Genomic DNA, 16,120 nt, shown 5'->3' on the forward strand with positions numbered 1-16,120 from the left:
AGGGTCAGGGTCCTTCCTCGGACTCGGATGACTCGGGTGACACGGGTGACACAGATGACTCGGATGATTCGTAAGACTCGGATGCGGACTCCCTCCCGGGACCGTCGGTCCGGGAGGGACTCCCAGGGCTCATTGACGTGAAACCGCCCTGATGAACCTCCAGTTCGGACTCCTGGCTCGAATCCGGCCCCTTCAGCAGATCGAGTGCGAGCGCCGCGGTCCAGCTGAAGTCGCGGGCGCCGCGGCCGGCGCCGGTGTACGGATCGAGGTACTCGGCCAGGCCGGACGCGGCGGCAGCACCCAGCACGTCGGCGCGCAGGGCGTCGGCGCGATCGGTCTCGCCGCAGCGGCGAAGTCCGCGCTCCAGCAGCCAGTTGACGTTGAACCACGCGGGACCGCGCCAGTAGCGGTACGGGTCGAACGCCGGGCCGCACAGGTCGTAGCTGGGCAGCAGCCGCACGCTCGTGCCGAGCCCGAAGTGCCCACCGGTGACGGTGCGCAGCAGCGCGGCCGTGATGTGAGCGGGCAGGCCGGGGGCGATCAGGGGCAGCAGCCCGGCGGCGCCACGCGCGTCCACCAGCGATCCGGAAACCGCGGTCTCCGCGGGCGAGTTGGGCGACTGAGGCGAGGCGACAGCGGGCGGGCCGGGCGTCCCGTCCGCGGGCGTGGCCGGATCACGACCCGTACGGGCCGCGCCGCGCAGGTCCCTGCTCAGGAACTGGCCCGCTTCCGGGGACCACAGCCGCCGCACGAGCGCGTCCGTCAGTACGGCGGCGCGCTCGCGGTGCGGCGCGGGGTCGCCGCCGAGTTCGCGGGCGACCGCGGTCAGCGCGTGCTCGGAGACGATGAGGAGGGCGTTGAAGGAGGGGTCCTCGACGGCGAAGGGGTGCGGTGCGTCCGCGTCCCGGTAGCCGTGGTCGCGGTAGTCGGCCGCGAGGGTCACGTACCGCCCGTAGTCCAGGTCGGTGGGGCGGTCGGCGGCGGCGCCGTGCGTGAGGTCGGCCCGCCGGAAGGAGCCCGCCGCGGCCGGTTCGACGCGGGCCAACGGGCCGTCCCAGCAAGGACTGTTGTCCATGCCGGACTCCCACGGATGGACGACGGCGGCCAGTCCGCCCCCGCCCAGGTCGCGTTCACCGGAGAGATAGCGGTGCCAGGCCGCGAGCCGCGGGCGGACCCTCGCCAGGAATCCGCGTCGGCGCGACGCGGCCGGATCGGCCTGGTGCACCAGCCAGGCGGCGAGCGCGTGCACGGGCGGCTGCACGATGCCGGAGGTCTCCGCGCCCGGCGGCGCACCGGCGCCGGCCGCCCTGCCGGCCGTGGAGGAGCGCCAGAAGTCCGGGCCGGGGAAGTAAGCGTCAGCGGGCACACGGGAGTTGAAGACGATGTGCGGAATCCGCCCGTCGGCCCACTGGCCCCCCAGCAGGGTCTCCAGCTCGCGCTGTGCGCGTACGGGCGAGAGGTGGCGCAGCCCGATGGCGATGAACGCCGAGTCCCAGCTCCACTGGTGCGGATACAGGCCGTGCGAGGGCACCGTCGAGGTCCCCGTCCAGTTGCTCAGAAGTACGCGGCGCGCCTCGCGCCTGAGTCCGCTGCGCTCCGCGCGGCCCGGAAACCGGTGCGGGGGAAGGGACTTGGCGCGCCTTCCGTGTGCGGGCGGCGGAACCGGGGCCCCGGGGGACGCCGGGTGCGCGGAGTACGCCGATGCCCTTGCGGCGGCCGTCATGCGGCGGCCCGGGCGAGAAACGGCGGGACGGAGCGCACTGCCTCGGCCGGGTCGCCGGTCAGCCTGCATTCGAGGGCGAGATCCCCGGCGTATCCGGCCGCGTCCAGGGCTCCCAGCCACGCGGGCCAGTCCAGGTGCCCTGCGCCGGGCTGAAAGCGGTTGGAGTCGCTGACCTGTGCGTGCCCGATGTACGGGGCCGCCGCGAGGATCGCCCCCGGCGGATCGGCCTCCTCGATGTTCATGTGGTAGCTGTCGATGCCGACGCGGACGGAGTCCAGCCCCGTCTCGCGTATCAACTCCACAGCCTGGTCAAGCCTGTTGACCATGTGGTCCTCGTACCGGTTGAGGGGTTCGAGGTAGAGGACGACGCCCTCGCGGCGGGCGTGCTCGCCGAGTTCGGTCAGGCCCGCGAGCAGCACCTCGCGGTCCTCCTCCGCGCTGCGCGGCGGCTCGAAGGGCGGCAGACGGCGCGAGAACATCCCGTACGAGGCGGGCGTCATGGCGCCGCGCCCGCCGAGTTCGCCGATGACGGACAGCTGCGACTTCATCTGCTCCACGGCGTCGCGCCGCAGTTCGCCGTCGAAGGCGCCGAAGAAGTGCTGCATCTCGACGCACACGGTCGGCATGACGACGCCGTCCGCCAGCGCCTTGCGCAACTCGGGCAGCCGGCCGCGGAAGTGGAAGTCCCCCTTGCCGCGCAGTTCGATGGCGTCGTAGCCCGCGGACTGTGCGAACTCCCACTTCTGCTGGAGGGTCTCGCCCGGGAGCAGCTGCTCCTGGCAGGCGGTCGTGAACATGGTCGGCCTTTCGCGAAGTGCGCTCGTGCGCCGGTGCGTTCGGTGTGTGCTGTGCGGTCGGTGAGCTCGGGACGCGGTCCCGCGTCCCGCGGCTCCGGGCAGGCCTCAGAATTCGAGCACCATCTGGAGGGCCTCGGAGGGGCGTTCGTCCAGCAGCGAGTAGGCGCCGACGGCCTCCGCGACCGGGACGACATGGCTCACGAGCGACTTCACGTCCACCTGCTCCTCGGCGACGAGCCGCAGGAACGTTCGCTGAAGCCGCTCCACGCTCCACCGTCCGGCCAGCTCCTGCGGCACGCCGCCGATCTGCGAGCAGATCAACTGCGCCCGGTTGTGGTGGAATTCGTCGCCGAGCCGCAGCCCCGTCCCGTCGCCCTGGTAGAAGCCGGACGCGACGACGCGACCGCCCACGGCCACCGAGCGCAGGGCCTCGTGCAGCGCGGGATAGGCCCCGCTGATCTCTATGGCGGCGTCCGCTCCGCGCCCCTGGGTCGACTCCCGTATGCGCTCGGCGACTTCGTCCTCGCGGGCGTCGAGCGTGAGCTCCGCCCCGTAGCGGCGTGCGACGGGCAACCGCGAGGCGAGGGCGTCGACGGCGATCACGCGGGCGCCGCTGAGCCGGGCGAGGCGGGTGGCCAGCAGACCGATGACGCCCTGCCCGAACACCGCGACGTCCTCGCCGAGATGCATGCCCGCACCGAGCACGGCGTTGTACGCGATGGCCCCGACACGGGCGAAGGCCCCGGCGAGCGGTTCGAGCCCGGCGGGAAGCGCGTGCCCGGCCAGCCGCTCGCCCGGGACGACGCCTTCGCTGCGGTGGCCCCAGATGCCCCACGCCAGGTCGCCGACGGCGGGCATGCCGGGCAGGTCCCTCGACTCCGGGGAGATCTCGGCGACTTCGCCGACCTCGGAGTAGCCCCAGCCGGTCACCGGATACTCCACGCCGGGAGCGCCGTCGCGGAAGAGCCGCGCCTCGGGGTCCCAGGTGCGGGTGAGATAGGGGTTGGTGCCCCGGTAGGCGGTCAGCTCCGTGCCCGCCGATATGCCCGAGTAGAGCGTGCGGAGCCGCACATGGCCGGGCGGCAGCGGCGCACGTTCGTACTCGGCGACCTCCACCCGCCGCGGGCCGGTGAACTGGACGACTCGCTCCACAACGCACTCCGTAGGGCTCGGCTCTGACGTGGGCTTCCCAAGTTCCGTCGAAGATACATGAGAATTACGTCTTGTTAAAAGACAGAACTGGTGCTGAGATGCATACCCGTAAAGCGGAAGCCGAGTGAGGACGAGGCAGCCATGCGGATGTGGACGCGGCGCCGGAGCGCGTTGAGTGCGAAGGTCGCGAAGCTCGTGGAGGGCGCGAGCCGTGCGAGGGGCCCAAGAAGGCCCGCCGCGGCGGCAGTTGCCGTCGCGCTGGCCGCCGCGCTGCTCGCGGGCTGCTCGGCGAACGCGCAGGCGGGGCCGGACAAGCCGGACAAGAAGATCACGGTGTGGACGCTGGAGAACCTGCCCGCGCGCATGGCCGCGCAGCGGAAGATCGTCTCCCGCTTCGAGAAGCGGAGCGGTGTGCGGGTCGAACTCGTCGGCGTCGACGAGGGCCAGCTGCCACAGCTGATCATGTCCGCCGCGGCGTCGGGAAACCTGCCGGACGTCATAGGCGCCCTCCCGCTCGGCCAGGCCTGGCAGATGTACGGCAACGGGCTGCTCGACACCGGGGCCCCGGCCGAGATCGTCCGGAAGCTGGGCGAGGACACCTTCAACGCGAACGCGCTGCGGCTGACCTCGGACGGCAGCAAGCGGCTCACGGTCCCCTCCGACGCGTGGCTTCAACTCCTCGTCTACCGCAAGGACTTGCTGAAGAAGGCCGGCCTGCCCGCGCCCGACGGCTACGACTCGATGCTGAAGGCCGCGCAGAAGCTGGACCGCGGCCGCATGCACGGGATTTCGCTGGCCACCGACCCCGCCGACGCCTTCACCCAGCAGAGCTTCGAGGACCTCGCGCTCGCCAACGACTGCCAGTTGGTGCGGAAGGGCGAGGTGACGCTGGACTCCGCCGCGTGCCGCCGCACCTTCGCCACGTACGACAAGCTCGCCCGCGAGCACGGGGCCGCCGGCACGCAGACCGTCGACACCACGCGCGCCACCTACTTCGCGGGCAGGTCGCCGATGATGATCTGGTCCTCCTTCCTGCTGGACGAGTTGTCCGGACAGCGCACCGACGCCGTGCCCAGCTGCCCCGAGTGCAAGAAGAACAAGGCGTTCCTCGCCGAGAACAGCGGCATCGCCACTGCGCTGAAGGGGCCGGACGGCGGGAAGCCCGTCCAGTTCGGCGAGATCACCTCGTGGGCGGTGACGAAGACCGCGGAGCGCGCCGCGTCCCGCTCCTTCGTGACGTACATGCTCGGCGAGGGCTACGAGGACTGGTTCGGGATGGCTCCCGAAGGCAAGATCCCCGTACGGGAGGGCACTTCGGACGACCCCCGCAAGTACACGCGTGCCTGGCACTCCAGCCGCCTCGGCGTCGAGGCGAAGGTCCGCAAGCCGCTGAACGCGATCTACCCCGACGCCCTGCTGGACGAACTGACCGACGGCGTCAGCGTGATGCGGCGCTGGGGGTTCAGGGAGGGCGAGGGCGCCCTCGTCGGCGCGATGAACGGCGAGCTGCCGATACCCAAGGCCATCGGCGCCATGGCCGGCGGCCAGACGTCGCCGGACGAGGCGGCCCGTGAGTCGCAGGAGGAGATCGACGCGCTGCGGCGGTCCCTGCGGTGAGCGGCCACGGAAGCGGCACCGGCCCTGTCCGCCGCACCCGCCGCACGCGCGACACCCGCCGCACCCGCCATGCCCGCGGCTTCCACGGCGGCCCGCCCGCCCACGTCACCCGAGGTACGCACGAACCCGAGGTACGCACACCATGACGCATTCCACGACCACCGCACCGGACGGCGCCCCGCGGCCCGGCCCGGGCTCCGGCCGCGGCACCGCAGACGAACGACGCCCGCGCCGCGTCCCCGGCCTGGGCGGCCGTGGCGGCAGGAACGGTCGCGGCGGCCCGCGCCGTACGCCCACCGCGAGCAGCCGGGAGAACCGCGCCGGACTCGCCTTCGTCACGCCCACCGTCGTGGTGGTGACCGTCGTCGTCGTGCTGCCGATCCTGTGGACGGTGCTGCTGGCCTTCCAGAACGCCCGTCTCATCGACATCCAGGGCATGGGCGTGCTGGGCGACTGGTCGCTGAAGAACTTCCGGTCCGTCTTCGGCTCACCCGGCTTCTGGACCAGCCTGTGGACCACGCTGCTCTACACCGTCGGCGCCACGTCCGGCTCGATCGCGCTCGGCCTGGTCGCCGCGCTCGCGCTGCGCAAGCCGTTCCGGGGACGCGGACTGGTGCGCGGCTCGATGCTGCTGCCGTACGTCGCGCCCGTCGTCGCCGTCGCGTTCGTATGGCAGATCGCACTGAGCCCGCAGTTCGGCATCGTCAACGAGTGGGGCTCGAAGCTGCTCGGCTGGGACGACCCCATCGCCTTCCTCTCCACCCGCTCCTTCGAAGTCTCCCTGTTCGGGCTGGACTTCGAGCTGCCGCTGGCCCTGCTGACCGTCATCGCCTTCGAGACCTGGCGCTACTTCCCGTTCGCGTTCCTCTTCCTGCTGGCACGTCTCCAGGCGGTGCCCGACGGTCTGGAGGAGGCCGCCAAGGTCGACGGGGCCGCGCCCACGCAGCGCTTCCGGCACGTGCTGCTGCCGCAGCTCATGCCCGTGATCGCGCTGCTGAGCGTGCTGCGCTTCATCATGGAGTTCAACAAGTTCGACGACGTGTATCTGCTGACGGGCGGGGGCTCCGGCACCGACGTCGTCGCCGTGCGCGTCTACGACTTCCTCACCGCCCGCTTCGACGTGGGCGCCGCCGCGGCCCAGGCGCTCGTACTCGCCGTGATCCTCATGGCCCTGCTGGGCCTGTACTTCACGTTCTTCGGCCGGAAGGTCCAGGAGGAGCACTCATGAGCAGCCGCGTCCAAGTCGCCTTCAGCCGGGCCCAGTTCGAGGAGCGGCTCTTCGGCGTGCTCCGCTGGGTGGTGATCGCCTTCCTCGCGCTGATCACGCTCGTGCCCTTCTACTACATGCTGCTGCTGTCGGTGAAACCCATCGACGCGCTCCTCCTCGACCCGGGGCGACTGTGGGTGTCCACCAAGGAGTTCACGCTGAGCACGTACGAGGAGGTGCTCAGGCCGACCGCCGAGGGCGGCCAGGGATTCCTCGGCATGCTCCGCAACTCGGCCCTGGCCTCGATCGGTGCCGTGGTGCTCACCCTGCTCGCCGCGATCCCCGGCTCGTACGCGGTGAGCAGGCTGCGCTTCTTCGGCGGACGGCATGTGAGCGCGCTCTTCCTCGCGGTCTATCTCTTCCCGGCGACGCTGCTGGCGGTGCCGCTCTTCGTGATGTTCGCGAAGATCGGGTTGCAGGGCAGCATCGCGGGGCTGGCGATCGTCTACATCGCGCAGACCGTGCCCGTCTCGGTCTACATGCTCAGGAACTACTTCGCGACGATCCCCTTCAGCGTCGAGGAGGCCGCGGCGCTGGACGGCTGCTCGCGGCTCCAGACGATCCGCAAGGTCGTACTGCCGCTCGCCGCACCGTCGTTGATGGCGACGGGCCTCTACATCTTCATGATCGCGTGGAACGAGTTCCTGTTCGCTCTGCTCTTCCTCGCCGCGACGCCGGAGAACTGGACGGTCTCCCTCGGCCTCCAGCAACTGGCCAACGGCATCGAGGTGTCCAAGACCGTGCTGATGGCAGGATCGGTCGTACTGACCGTTCCGGTGGTCCTCCTCTTCCTCGCCGCGGAACGGCTGCTGACAGAGGGCCTCACCAGCGGGGCGGACAAGAGCTGAGGAGCAGATGACCGGGAACCAGGCCAGCGCGGGACACCTCCTGCGGCTGATCCGCGACGGCCGCGCCACCACGCGCGGCGCGCTGCAACGGGCCACCGGGCTCTCGCGGTCCACCGTCGGGCACCGGCTCGACCAGCTCTTCGCGGCGGGCTGGCTGCGCGAGGGCGAGGCGGCGCCCGTCGAGGGCTCCGGGGGCGGACGGCCGTCCACGCGGCTGGAGTTCGACGCCGAGCACGCCGTCGTGCTGGCCGCGGATCTCGGCACGCGGCACACGAGCGCCGCCGTGGTCGACCTCGCGGGCACCGTACTGGCCGAATGCTCGGGGGAGATGCTGATCGCGGACGGGCCGGACCACGTACTGGACGCGCTCGCGCGGTGGTTCGCCGGCCTGCTGAAGGAGACGGGCGTCCCGCACGAGCGCGTGTGCGGCATCGGCTTGTCCGTGCCGGGGCCGGTCGACTGGGACTCGGGGCTCGTCGTGCAGCCCCCGATCATGCCCGGCTGGGACGGCTATCCGATACGGCGGCGGTTCCAGGAGGCATGGCAGCGGCACGTCGCCTCCGACGGGCCCGAGGTGCCCGTACTCGTCGACAACGACGCCAACTTGATGGCTTACGCCGAACAGCGCGCCGGATACCCGGACTGCGCCGCCTTCCTGCTGGTGAAGGTCTCCACCGGCATCGGCGCCGGCGTCGTCGCCGGCGGCCGGCTCTACCGCGGGACCGACGGCGGCGCGGGCGACATCGGCCACATCCGGCTGCACGACTGCCCGGAGGCGCTGTGCATGTGCGGCTCCTACGGCTGTCTCGCCGCCGTCGCCAGCGGCCGCGCGCTGGCCGCGCAGCTCTCGGACGCCGGCGTCGCCACCACCTCCGGCTCCGGCGTCCGCGACCACCTCGCCGCCGGGCAGCCGGACGCGGTGCGGCTCGCGCGGGAGGCGGGGCGCAGGGTGGGCGCGGTCCTCGTCACCGTCGTCACGGTGCTCAACCCGGGCGTGCTGATGATCGCCGGGGACCTCGCCGGGACGCCGTTCCTCACCGGCGTACGGGAGTTGCTGTACCAGCGCGCCATGCCGCGTACGACGGCGCACCTGAGCGTCGTCACCTCGCGGCTCGGCGACCGGGCCGGGCTGCTGGGCGCCGCCGGCATCGTCGTCGAGGACCTGTACTCGCCGGAGCGGGCCGACGCCCGCCTCGCCGCACTCGCCGGCTGACCGGCGGGCCCGCCGCCCGGGCCCCGTCCGTATCCACCCGACTCCCCGGAAACGAAAGGCGCGTGACCGCCACCGTGAGCGAGCCCTCCGCCCCCTGGACCGGGGAGCCCGTACGGGTCGGCCTCGTCGGAGCCGGCCCGTGGGCCCGCACCATGCACGCCCGGATGCTCGCCGCCGGTCCCGAGACGAAGCTGGTCTCCGTCTGGGCACGCAGGCCCGGCGCCGCGGCCGCCGTCGCCGCCCCGTACGGCGCCGCCGTCGCGGCCTCCTACGCCGAACTCCTCGACGGATGCGAGGCGGTGGCCTTCGCCGTACCGCCCGCGTTGCAGGCCGAGTTGGCCGTACGTGCGGCGCGGGCGGGCCGTGCGCTGCTGCTGGAGAAGCCGCTCGGCCCCGACCTCGCCTCGGCACGCGCGCTCGCCGGTGCGATAGACGGCGCCGGAGCCGTCTCCCAGCTCGTGCTGAGCAAGCGGTACCACCCCGGAACCCGCGAATTCCTCGCCCGCGCACGGCAGTCGACGGTGACCGGAGCCCGTTCCTGCTACCTCCACGGCGCCTTCCTCGGCGGGGAGATGGCGACCGGCTGGCGCCTGGAGCACGGCGCGCTGCTCGATCTGGGCCCGCATCTGCTGGACCTGCTCGACCTCGCCGTCGGCCGAATCGTCTCCGTACGCGGCACGGGAGACCCGCGGCGGTGGATAGAGCTCACGTGCGAGCACGAGAACGGCGCCGTCAGCCAGGCGTCGCTCTCCGGCGCGGTGCGGCTCCCGCGCGCCCGCACCCGGATCGAGCTCTACTGCGAGGACGACGAGGACGAACTGCGCTACGACGCCGCGGAGTTGGACCCGGAGGAGAGCTGGCCGGTGCTGCGCCGCGAGTTCGCCGAGACGGTACGCGGCCGGCGTTCGCCCGACCCGGACGCGCGGCGCGGTCTGCGCCTCCAGGAACTGCTGGAGCAGGCGCGGCAGTCGGCCGCGTGAGCGTGCGCCGGGCGCGGTCCGGGCTGCCGCGCCACCGCCGGGGCGGCGTGGATCCGAGACGTCCGGAGACCGGAGCAGCACGTCCGCATGATGAGACCGGCCGGTCCCTCGAAGGCGTGATTCTCGCCACTCTGATCAACCACCTGCTCATGTGAGCGCTCACCTGTGCGGTCCAGATCTCCAAGGAGCAGCCCGCGACTTTACCCGTCCTAGATTCATCCCCCGAAGAGCACTCTGACTCAGCGTGACCGTCGCCGACGGGTCCGTGGCGCGGCGGAGTCTTGGATTCGACATGTGGAGTCGATCTTTACGGCCGTACGAGGAGACCGCTGCCTTCGATCCTCGCCGTCCGGGTGGTTACGGCCCTTTGGCGTACCGCTGGACGTAACTCTGTGCCTTCGATCTGGGTACGCTCCCCGCCGTCAGGCCAGCCGTTGACGAGGGGTCGAGCCCGTGCCGGATCACGATGCAGCGCAGAAGTTCGTCTACGACTTCACAGAGGGCAACAAGGATCTCAAGGACCTCCTCGGTGGCAAGGGGGCCAATCTCGCCGAGATGACCAACCTCGGACTCCCCGTCCCGCCGGGATTCACGATCACGACCGAGGCCTGCAAGGTGTACCTCGACAGCGGCACGGAACCGGCCGCGCTCCGCGACGAGGTGAGCGCCCATCTCGACGCGCTGGAGCGGAAGATGGGCAAGAAGCTGGGCCAGGCCGACGACCCGCTGCTGGTGTCCGTACGGTCGGGGGCGAAGTTCTCGATGCCCGGCATGATGGACACCGTCCTCAACATCGGGCTCTCCGACGAATCCGTGCACGGGCTGGCCGCACAGTCGGGCGACGAACGCTTCGCGTGGGACTCCTACCGCCGCCTCATCCAGATGTTCGGCGACACCGTCCTCGGCATGGACGGCGAGGTCTTCTCCGAGGCGATCGAGCAGGCCAAGAGCCTCAAGGGCGTCACCAGTGACGTCGACCTCGACGTGGCGGACATGCAGGCGCTCGCGGAGAAGTTCAAGAACCTGGTGCTCAAGGAGACGGACCGGGACTTCCCGCAGGACCCGCGCGAGCAGATGGACCTCGCGGTCAAGGCGGTCTTCGACTCGTGGAACGGTGAGCGCGCCAAGCTCTACCGCCGTCAGGAGCGCATTCCGCAGGACCTGGGCACGGCCGTCAACGTCTGCTCGATGGTCTTCGGCAACCTCGGCCCGGACTCCGGCACCGGCGTCGCCTTCACCCGCGACCCCGCGACCGGCCAGCAGGGCGTCTACGGCGACTACCTCCAGAACGCGCAGGGCGAGGACGTCGTCGCCGGTATCCGCAACACCGTGCAGCTCGCCGAGCTGGAGCGGCTGGACAAGCCCTCGTACGACCAGCTGATGCAGATCATGGAGACCCTGGAGACGCACTACAGGGACCTGTGCGACATCGAATTCACCATCGAGCGCGGCAAGTTGTGGATGCTCCAGACCCGCGTGGGCAAGCGCACGGCCGCCGCGGCCTTCCGCATCGCCACCCAGCTCGTCGACCAGGGCCTCATCGACGAGGCCGAGGCGCTCCAGCGCGTCAACGGCAACCAGCTCGCGCAGCTGATGTTCCCCCGCTTCGACAGCGACGGCGGAGTCCGGGACGCCGACGAGATCGGCTGGGGCATCGCCGCCTCCCCGGGTGCGGCGGTCGGCAAGGCCGTCTTCGACTCGTACACCGCGATCAAGTGGTCCCGCTCCGGCGAGAAGGTCATCCTCATCCGCCGCGAGACCAACCCGGACGACCTGGACGGCATGCTCGCCGCCGAGGGCATCCTCACCTCCCGCGGAGGCAAGACCTCGCACGCCGCCGTCGTCGCCCGCGGCATGGGCAAGACCTGCGTGTGCGGCGCCGAGGAGCTGGAGGTCGACACCAAGCGGCGCTGCCTGAAGACCCTCGGAGGGAGGGTCATCGAGGAGGGCGACGTCGTCTCGATCGACGGCTCCACCGGCAAGGTCTACGCCGGGGAGGTGCCGGTCGTGCCCTCGCCCGTCGTCGAGTACTTCGAAGGCCGCATGCACGCGGGCGCCGACGACGCCGACGAACTGGTCAAGGCCGTCCACCGGATCATGGCGTACGCGGACCGGGTGCGCCGGCTGCGCGTACGCGCCAACGCCGACAACGCCGAGGACGGCGCACGCGCCCGCCGCTTCGGAGCGCAGGGCATCGGCCTGTGCCGCACCGAGCACATGTTCCTCGGGGAGCGGCGCAGCCTCGTCGAGCGGCTCATCCTCGCGGACACCGAGCAGGAGCGCGACGAGGCGCTGGAGGGTCTGCTGCCGCTCCAGAAGGGCGACTTCGTCGAGCTGCTGGAGTCGATGGACGGGCTGCCGGTGACCGTACGGCTGCTGGACCCGCCGCTGCACGAGTTCCTGCCGGACATCACCGAGCTGTCGGTGCGGGTGGCGCTCGCCGAGTCCCGCAAGGACGCCAACGAGAACGATCTGCGGCTCCTCCAGGCCGTACACCGGCTGCACGAGCAGAACCCGATGCTGGGGCTGCGCGGCGTACGGCTGGGGCTGGTCGTGCCGGGCCTGTTCACCATGCAGGTGCGGGCCATCGCGGAGGCGGCGGCCGAGCGCAAGACCGGCGGCGGCGACCCGCGGGCGGAGATCATGATTCCGCTGGTGGGCACCGTGCAGGAGCTGGAGATCGTACGGGAGGAGGCCGAGGCGGTCATCGCGGAGGTCGAGGAGCGGCACGATGTGGAGCTGAACCTCACGCTGGGCACGATGATCGAACTGCCGCGCGCGGCACTGACGGCGGGCCAGATCGCCGAGTGCGCCGACTTCTTCTCCTTCGGCACCAACGACCTGACGCAGACGGTGTGGGCGTTCAGCCGGGACGACGTGGAGGCCAGCTTCTTCACCGCGTACCTGGAGAAGGGGATCTTCGGGGTATCCCCGTTCGAGACGATCGACAGGGAAGGCGTCGGCGAACTCGTGCGCCACGCCGTGGAGAAGGGCCGCGCGACGCGGCCCGACCTCAAGCTCGGCGTGTGCGGCGAACACGGCGGCGACCCCGACTCCGTGCACTTCTTCCACGAGGTCGGACTGGACTACGTCTCGTGCTCGCCGTTCCGCATCCCCGTCGCCCGCCTGGAGGCGGGCCGCGCGGCGGCGACGGACTGAGTCGCGGGCGCGCCGAGCGCGCCCGTGACCGATCTTCCCGACCCGTCATGCGTCCGCCTCCTCACCGACGGCGCGCGGCGGGGCCGGGAACCCGGGGGTGGCACCTGTGCGGAGGTGCCACCCCCTTTCAGGCACGCGGGTTCAGGCACGTGGATTTCAGGCACGCGGAACGACCGAAAGCCGCCGCGTCGTCCCTGCCACCTGCGGGGAGCCTTCCTTGTCGGGCCATAACCGGGAGGGGATGCATGCCACGGAGGAGCAGCGAAGTCCTCACTGAGATCAGGGACCAACTCTGCTGTATCAACAAGACGGTACGAAACCTCGGCGATCAGCTCAGCCGCAGCATCGCCGACACGACCACAGGCGCCAACTACCAGAACCGGGCCGTCCTGGCCGACATCGAAGCGCTACGCCGCGAGATAGCCGAGATCAGGGCAACGCCACACGCCGAACCCGCACCCCGCGCCTCGACCAGCGCCGCACCCGACGACGACTGCCGCGACCACCACGATCACCACGACTACAACGACCTCCTACGCCGTGCCGCCGGTACCGCCTACGCCGAACTCGTCTGTCACCGCGACACCTGGGCGTTCCTCGTCGAACAGGCCAGCGGCGGCGAACACTTCCACTTGCCCGTCGACATCGAGACCGACGATGACGGCATCGTCGAAGTCGACATCTCGGGCCGCTCCCTCATCGCAGTGATCGACGCGCTCTGGCGAACCCGGCGCACCTCCACGACCCCGGCAACCAGCCACCTCGCCGCCAAGATCTACAACCGCATCGGCGACGCACTCGGCGAGGTCGACAGGAACGCTGAGAACGGCAACGCCATCCGCATCCTCATCGACGACCGCCGGCCACGCCCACGGGGCGGCACGGGCGACACCGGCGGCACGGGCGACGCCGGCGACGCCGGCGACAAGCCCTGCCCCAGCGCCTGACCCCCGGCGACGACAAGTCCCCGCCACCGGGCGGTGGCGGGGGCGACGCGCGCCCGGCGAAGCCTCTTGAGTGAGGTCAGTCATCTTGTCCCTGCGTCGGTCGCCACCGGGCCAGGGCCGCCTTGGCGACGACGAGGTCTTCCCAGGCCATGCCCACCGACCGGAACACGCGGGGCCTGTCGTGGCGCACCGGGGTCTGTCCGGTCACGATCCGGTGGAGTGCGACGGCCTCGTCCAGGCCGCCGGAGGCCAACGCCTCGGCGACGTCGGCTGCTTCGCGTGTGGCGGTGGGGACGTCCTCGACGACGACCTGCGCGCCGGTCAGTGCGTACGTGTCGAGTTCGCGGGCGTCGAGGGTGTGCGAGCCCATCGCGACGACGGTCGAGCGGTGCGAGAGGTCACGTCCGTCGAAGAGGGGCGTGGAGGTGCTGGTGCAGCACGCGACGACGTCGGCCCGGCGAAGGTCGTCCGCGGTGGCGACGCCGACTCCGTGGATCTCGGCGAAGCCGCGGGCGGATCGGGCGGTGCGGCCGGCGACGGTGACTGTCTCGAAGTCCCGTACGGAGCCCAGGGCTTGCAGGTGCGCCGCCGCCTGCGGGCCGGTGCCGTAGACCAGGAGGCGGGAGGCCTGCGGGAGGGCGAGGGCATCGACCGCGAGGGCGGACAGGGACGCCGTGCGCAGCAAGGTGAGCGCGGGGCCGTCGATCGCCAGAACCGGTTGCAGGGTGTCGGCATCGTGGAGCAGATAGGTGCCGGTGATGCGCGGCAGGCCGTGCGACGGGTTGCCCGGGGCGACTCCGGCGACCTTGATGCCGAACACGTCCTGATCCGCTGCGGGCATGATGAGGACGTGTCCGCCGGGGGGCGTCGGCGGCCGACCGGGCCGGTGCGGTGACGTCAGGCGGCCCGTCCTGGAGCGCGTCCCGGAGGACGTCGATCGCGCGCGGGTAGGGGAGCAGCTCGTTCAGAAGCGCTGCGTCGAGGTAGGGAAGCATCGCGGTTCCGTTCAGTGGTACGTGGCGCCGGGTAAGCGGGCCAGGCCGGCCCCGGCGATTCGGCGGACCTCGCTGCCGGGATGTCCCGGCGGTGAGCAGTGCGTCGCCGACCAGGGGAAGCCCGGCCCGGCGGGTCCGTCGATGCCGGGGTGTCCGGGGCCGCGCTTGTTCGTCTCGGCGGGCCGGAAGGAGCCGATCCCGCGGCACCCGGCTTGCTCGCGATGGTGCTGATGGGCGGCGTCATCGTCAACGCTGCTTCGGTCAACGCCGCACTGGATCCCGGGACTTGACGTCACGTTCGGTGGCCGGGACCGGCTTGCGGCGCGTCCTGTCCGGCCGGCTCTGCGCCCGCGCCCCTATCGCGCAGCGTCTCCGTCGTGCGGCCCGGCAGGCATGCGCAGCGCGAGGATGGCCATGTCGTCGTGGCCGTCGCCGGGGTGCTGGTCGGCGAGGGTCCGGCACAGCTCGTCCAGCGGCAGGCCGGCGCTGCTCTCGGCGATCGCCGCGAGGGCGGCCAGGCCGACGTCGATGGACTCGCCGGGCCGTTCGATGAGCCCGTCGGTGAAGAAGATCACCGTGGCGCCCCCGGGCAGGGAGCGGGTGCTGGCGAAGCGGGGCCGGCCGGGCTCGACGCCGAGCGGCAGGCCGGGCTCGGTGTGCAGGTACTCCGGGGTGCCGGCGGCGGTGAGCAGCAGCGGCGGGAGATGGCCCGCGCTGCTCCACCGCAGCCGCCAGCCGTCGCCGCTCGGCTCGATGCAGGCCACGCATGCGGTGGTGACGGGGTTCTCGTTGATCGCGTGCAGCGTCCGGTCGAGTGTGGCCAGCACCGAGCCGGGCGCGGCGGGCCGGTCGTAGAGCAGGGCGCGCAGCATGTTGCGGATCTGGGCCATCGCGGCGGCGGCTTGCAGGCTGTGCCCGGCGACGTCGCCGATCACGGCGCCGACGGCGCCGCCGGGCAGCGGGAGGGCGTCGTACCAGTCGCCGCCCAGCTGCTCGGCGGCCGGCCGGTAGACGACGGCCGCCTGGTGAGGGGCCAGGTCCGGCAGCGTCGGCAGAAGCAGCCGCTGGAAGGCGAGCCATCGGGACGTGACGTCCCGCAGTGTGATGACACGCAGCGCAGCGCCGTACGACGTGGTCGCGCTGACGCGCATCTCGACGACCCTGACGCCGCCTCCGGGCTGTGTCAGCTCCACGTCTGTCGACTGGCCGGCCACGATCGGGAAGCCGAACGGTGCGTCCAGCAGCTCCCGGGCGGGGCGGCCGAAAAGCTCCGTCGCGGCTGGGTTGCACAGCCGGACGATCCCCTGATCGTCCACCGCGATGACGCCGTCAGCGGATGCGGAGACGACCAGGTCGAGGAGGTCGCCTCCGAATCCGCTGGTCCCGGCACCGGGGTCGTCTCTCGTCATGAGGGGGCGCCGC

The 16,120-nt window shown here is 71.6% G+C and carries 12 protein-coding genes; 7 read left to right on the top strand and 5 right to left on the bottom strand.

The genetic code is table 11. The features are described 5' to 3' along the window. Positions 1-4: 4 nt before the first annotated feature. From QQM67_RS05020 to QQM67_RS05030, 3 genes are all read right to left on the bottom strand, one after another. Entirely contained in the window at positions 5-1,723 is a 1,719-nt protein-coding gene (locus tag QQM67_RS05020; RefSeq protein ID WP_399065324.1) for an MGH1-like glycoside hydrolase domain-containing protein, read from the bottom strand. Next, entirely contained in the window at positions 1,720-2,520 is an 801-nt protein-coding gene (locus QQM67_RS05025) for a sugar phosphate isomerase/epimerase family protein (RefSeq protein WP_314172367.1), read from the bottom strand. The genes QQM67_RS05020 and QQM67_RS05025 overlap by 4 nt, the downstream gene beginning before the upstream one ends. Positions 2,521-2,625: 105 nt before the next feature. Then, complete coding sequence (locus QQM67_RS05030) at positions 2,626-3,672, bottom strand: zinc-dependent alcohol dehydrogenase (RefSeq protein WP_314172368.1); 1,047 nt, start codon at positions 3,670-3,672, stop codon at positions 2,626-2,628. A 141-nt stretch (positions 3,673-3,813) separates the two neighbouring features. Between QQM67_RS05030 and QQM67_RS05035 the strand changes: the two genes are divergently transcribed. The 7 genes from QQM67_RS05035 (at position 3,814) to QQM67_RS05065 (ending at position 13,703) form a co-directional block, all read left to right on the top strand. Further along, positions 3,814-5,289, top strand: a complete 1,476-nt coding sequence (locus QQM67_RS05035; protein WP_314172369.1) for an ABC transporter substrate-binding protein — start codon at positions 3,814-3,816, stop codon at positions 5,287-5,289. 142 nt (positions 5,290-5,431) lie between these two features. Then, complete coding sequence (locus QQM67_RS05040; RefSeq protein WP_314172370.1) at positions 5,432-6,517, top strand: carbohydrate ABC transporter permease; 1,086 nt, start codon at positions 5,432-5,434, stop codon at positions 6,515-6,517. Beyond that, the gene (locus QQM67_RS05045; protein ID WP_314172371.1) at positions 6,514-7,404 is read left to right on the top strand and encodes a carbohydrate ABC transporter permease; all 891 of its coding nucleotides are present in this window, start codon (positions 6,514-6,516) and stop codon (positions 7,402-7,404) included. Before QQM67_RS05040 ends, QQM67_RS05045 begins: the two co-directional genes overlap by 4 nt. A gap of 7 nt (positions 7,405-7,411) precedes the next feature. Next, positions 7,412-8,617 (top strand): ROK family transcriptional regulator, encoded by a 1,206-nt coding sequence (locus QQM67_RS05050; protein WP_314172372.1) that lies wholly within the window; start codon positions 7,412-7,414, stop codon positions 8,615-8,617. A 62-nt stretch (positions 8,618-8,679) separates the two neighbouring features. Then, positions 8,680-9,597, top strand: a complete 918-nt coding sequence (locus tag QQM67_RS05055; protein WP_314172373.1) for a Gfo/Idh/MocA family protein — start codon at positions 8,680-8,682, stop codon at positions 9,595-9,597. A 453-nt stretch (positions 9,598-10,050) separates the two neighbouring features. After that, positions 10,051-12,756, top strand: a complete 2,706-nt coding sequence (gene ppdK, locus QQM67_RS05060; protein ID WP_314172374.1) for a pyruvate, phosphate dikinase — start codon at positions 10,051-10,053, stop codon at positions 12,754-12,756. 245 nt (positions 12,757-13,001) lie between these two features. Continuing rightward, positions 13,002-13,703, top strand: coding sequence for a hypothetical protein (locus QQM67_RS05065; RefSeq protein ID WP_314172375.1), 702 nt, complete (start codon positions 13,002-13,004; stop codon positions 13,701-13,703). Positions 13,704-13,779: 76 nt separating this feature from the next. On the opposite strand, the gene QQM67_RS05070 is transcribed toward QQM67_RS05065, so the two are convergent. Beyond that, positions 13,780-14,544, bottom strand: a complete 765-nt coding sequence (locus tag QQM67_RS05070; protein ID WP_399065333.1) for an ornithine cyclodeaminase family protein — start codon at positions 14,542-14,544, stop codon at positions 13,780-13,782. A 510-nt stretch (positions 14,545-15,054) separates the two neighbouring features. Then, complete coding sequence (locus QQM67_RS05075; RefSeq protein ID WP_314172376.1) at positions 15,055-16,107, bottom strand: SpoIIE family protein phosphatase; 1,053 nt, start codon at positions 16,105-16,107, stop codon at positions 15,055-15,057. Positions 16,108-16,120: the final 13 nt, after the last annotated feature.

Origin of the sequence: Streptomyces winkii (assembly GCF_032248595.1) — a bacterium.
In the GTDB taxonomy this organism is placed as follows: Bacteria; Actinomycetota; Actinomycetes; order Streptomycetales; family Streptomycetaceae; genus Streptomyces; species Streptomyces winkii.

What these genes read in the sequence shown, in the direction of transcription:
- QQM67_RS05075 (WP_314172376.1), bottom strand. Translation starts at nt 16,107, where the DNA reads ATGACGAGAGACGACCCCGGTGCCGGGACCAGCGGATTCGGAGGCGAC.
- QQM67_RS05020 (WP_399065324.1), bottom strand. Translation starts at nt 1,723, where the DNA reads ATGACGGCCGCCGCAAGGGCATCGGCGTACTCCGCGCACCCGGCGTCC.
- QQM67_RS05065 (WP_314172375.1), top strand. Translation starts at nt 13,002, where the DNA reads ATGCCACGGAGGAGCAGCGAAGTCCTCACTGAGATCAGGGACCAACTC.
- QQM67_RS05025 (WP_314172367.1), bottom strand. Translation starts at nt 2,520, where the DNA reads ATGTTCACGACCGCCTGCCAGGAGCAGCTGCTCCCGGGCGAGACCCTC.
- QQM67_RS05035 (WP_314172369.1), top strand. Translation starts at nt 3,814, where the DNA reads ATGCGGATGTGGACGCGGCGCCGGAGCGCGTTGAGTGCGAAGGTCGCG.
- QQM67_RS05040 (WP_314172370.1), top strand. Translation starts at nt 5,432, where the DNA reads ATGACGCATTCCACGACCACCGCACCGGACGGCGCCCCGCGGCCCGGC.
- QQM67_RS05070 (WP_399065333.1), bottom strand. Translation starts at nt 14,544, where the DNA reads ATGCCCGCAGCGGATCAGGACGTGTTCGGCATCAAGGTCGCCGGAGTC.
- QQM67_RS05050 (WP_314172372.1), top strand. Translation starts at nt 7,412, where the DNA reads ATGACCGGGAACCAGGCCAGCGCGGGACACCTCCTGCGGCTGATCCGC.
- QQM67_RS05045 (WP_314172371.1), top strand. Translation starts at nt 6,514, where the DNA reads ATGAGCAGCCGCGTCCAAGTCGCCTTCAGCCGGGCCCAGTTCGAGGAG.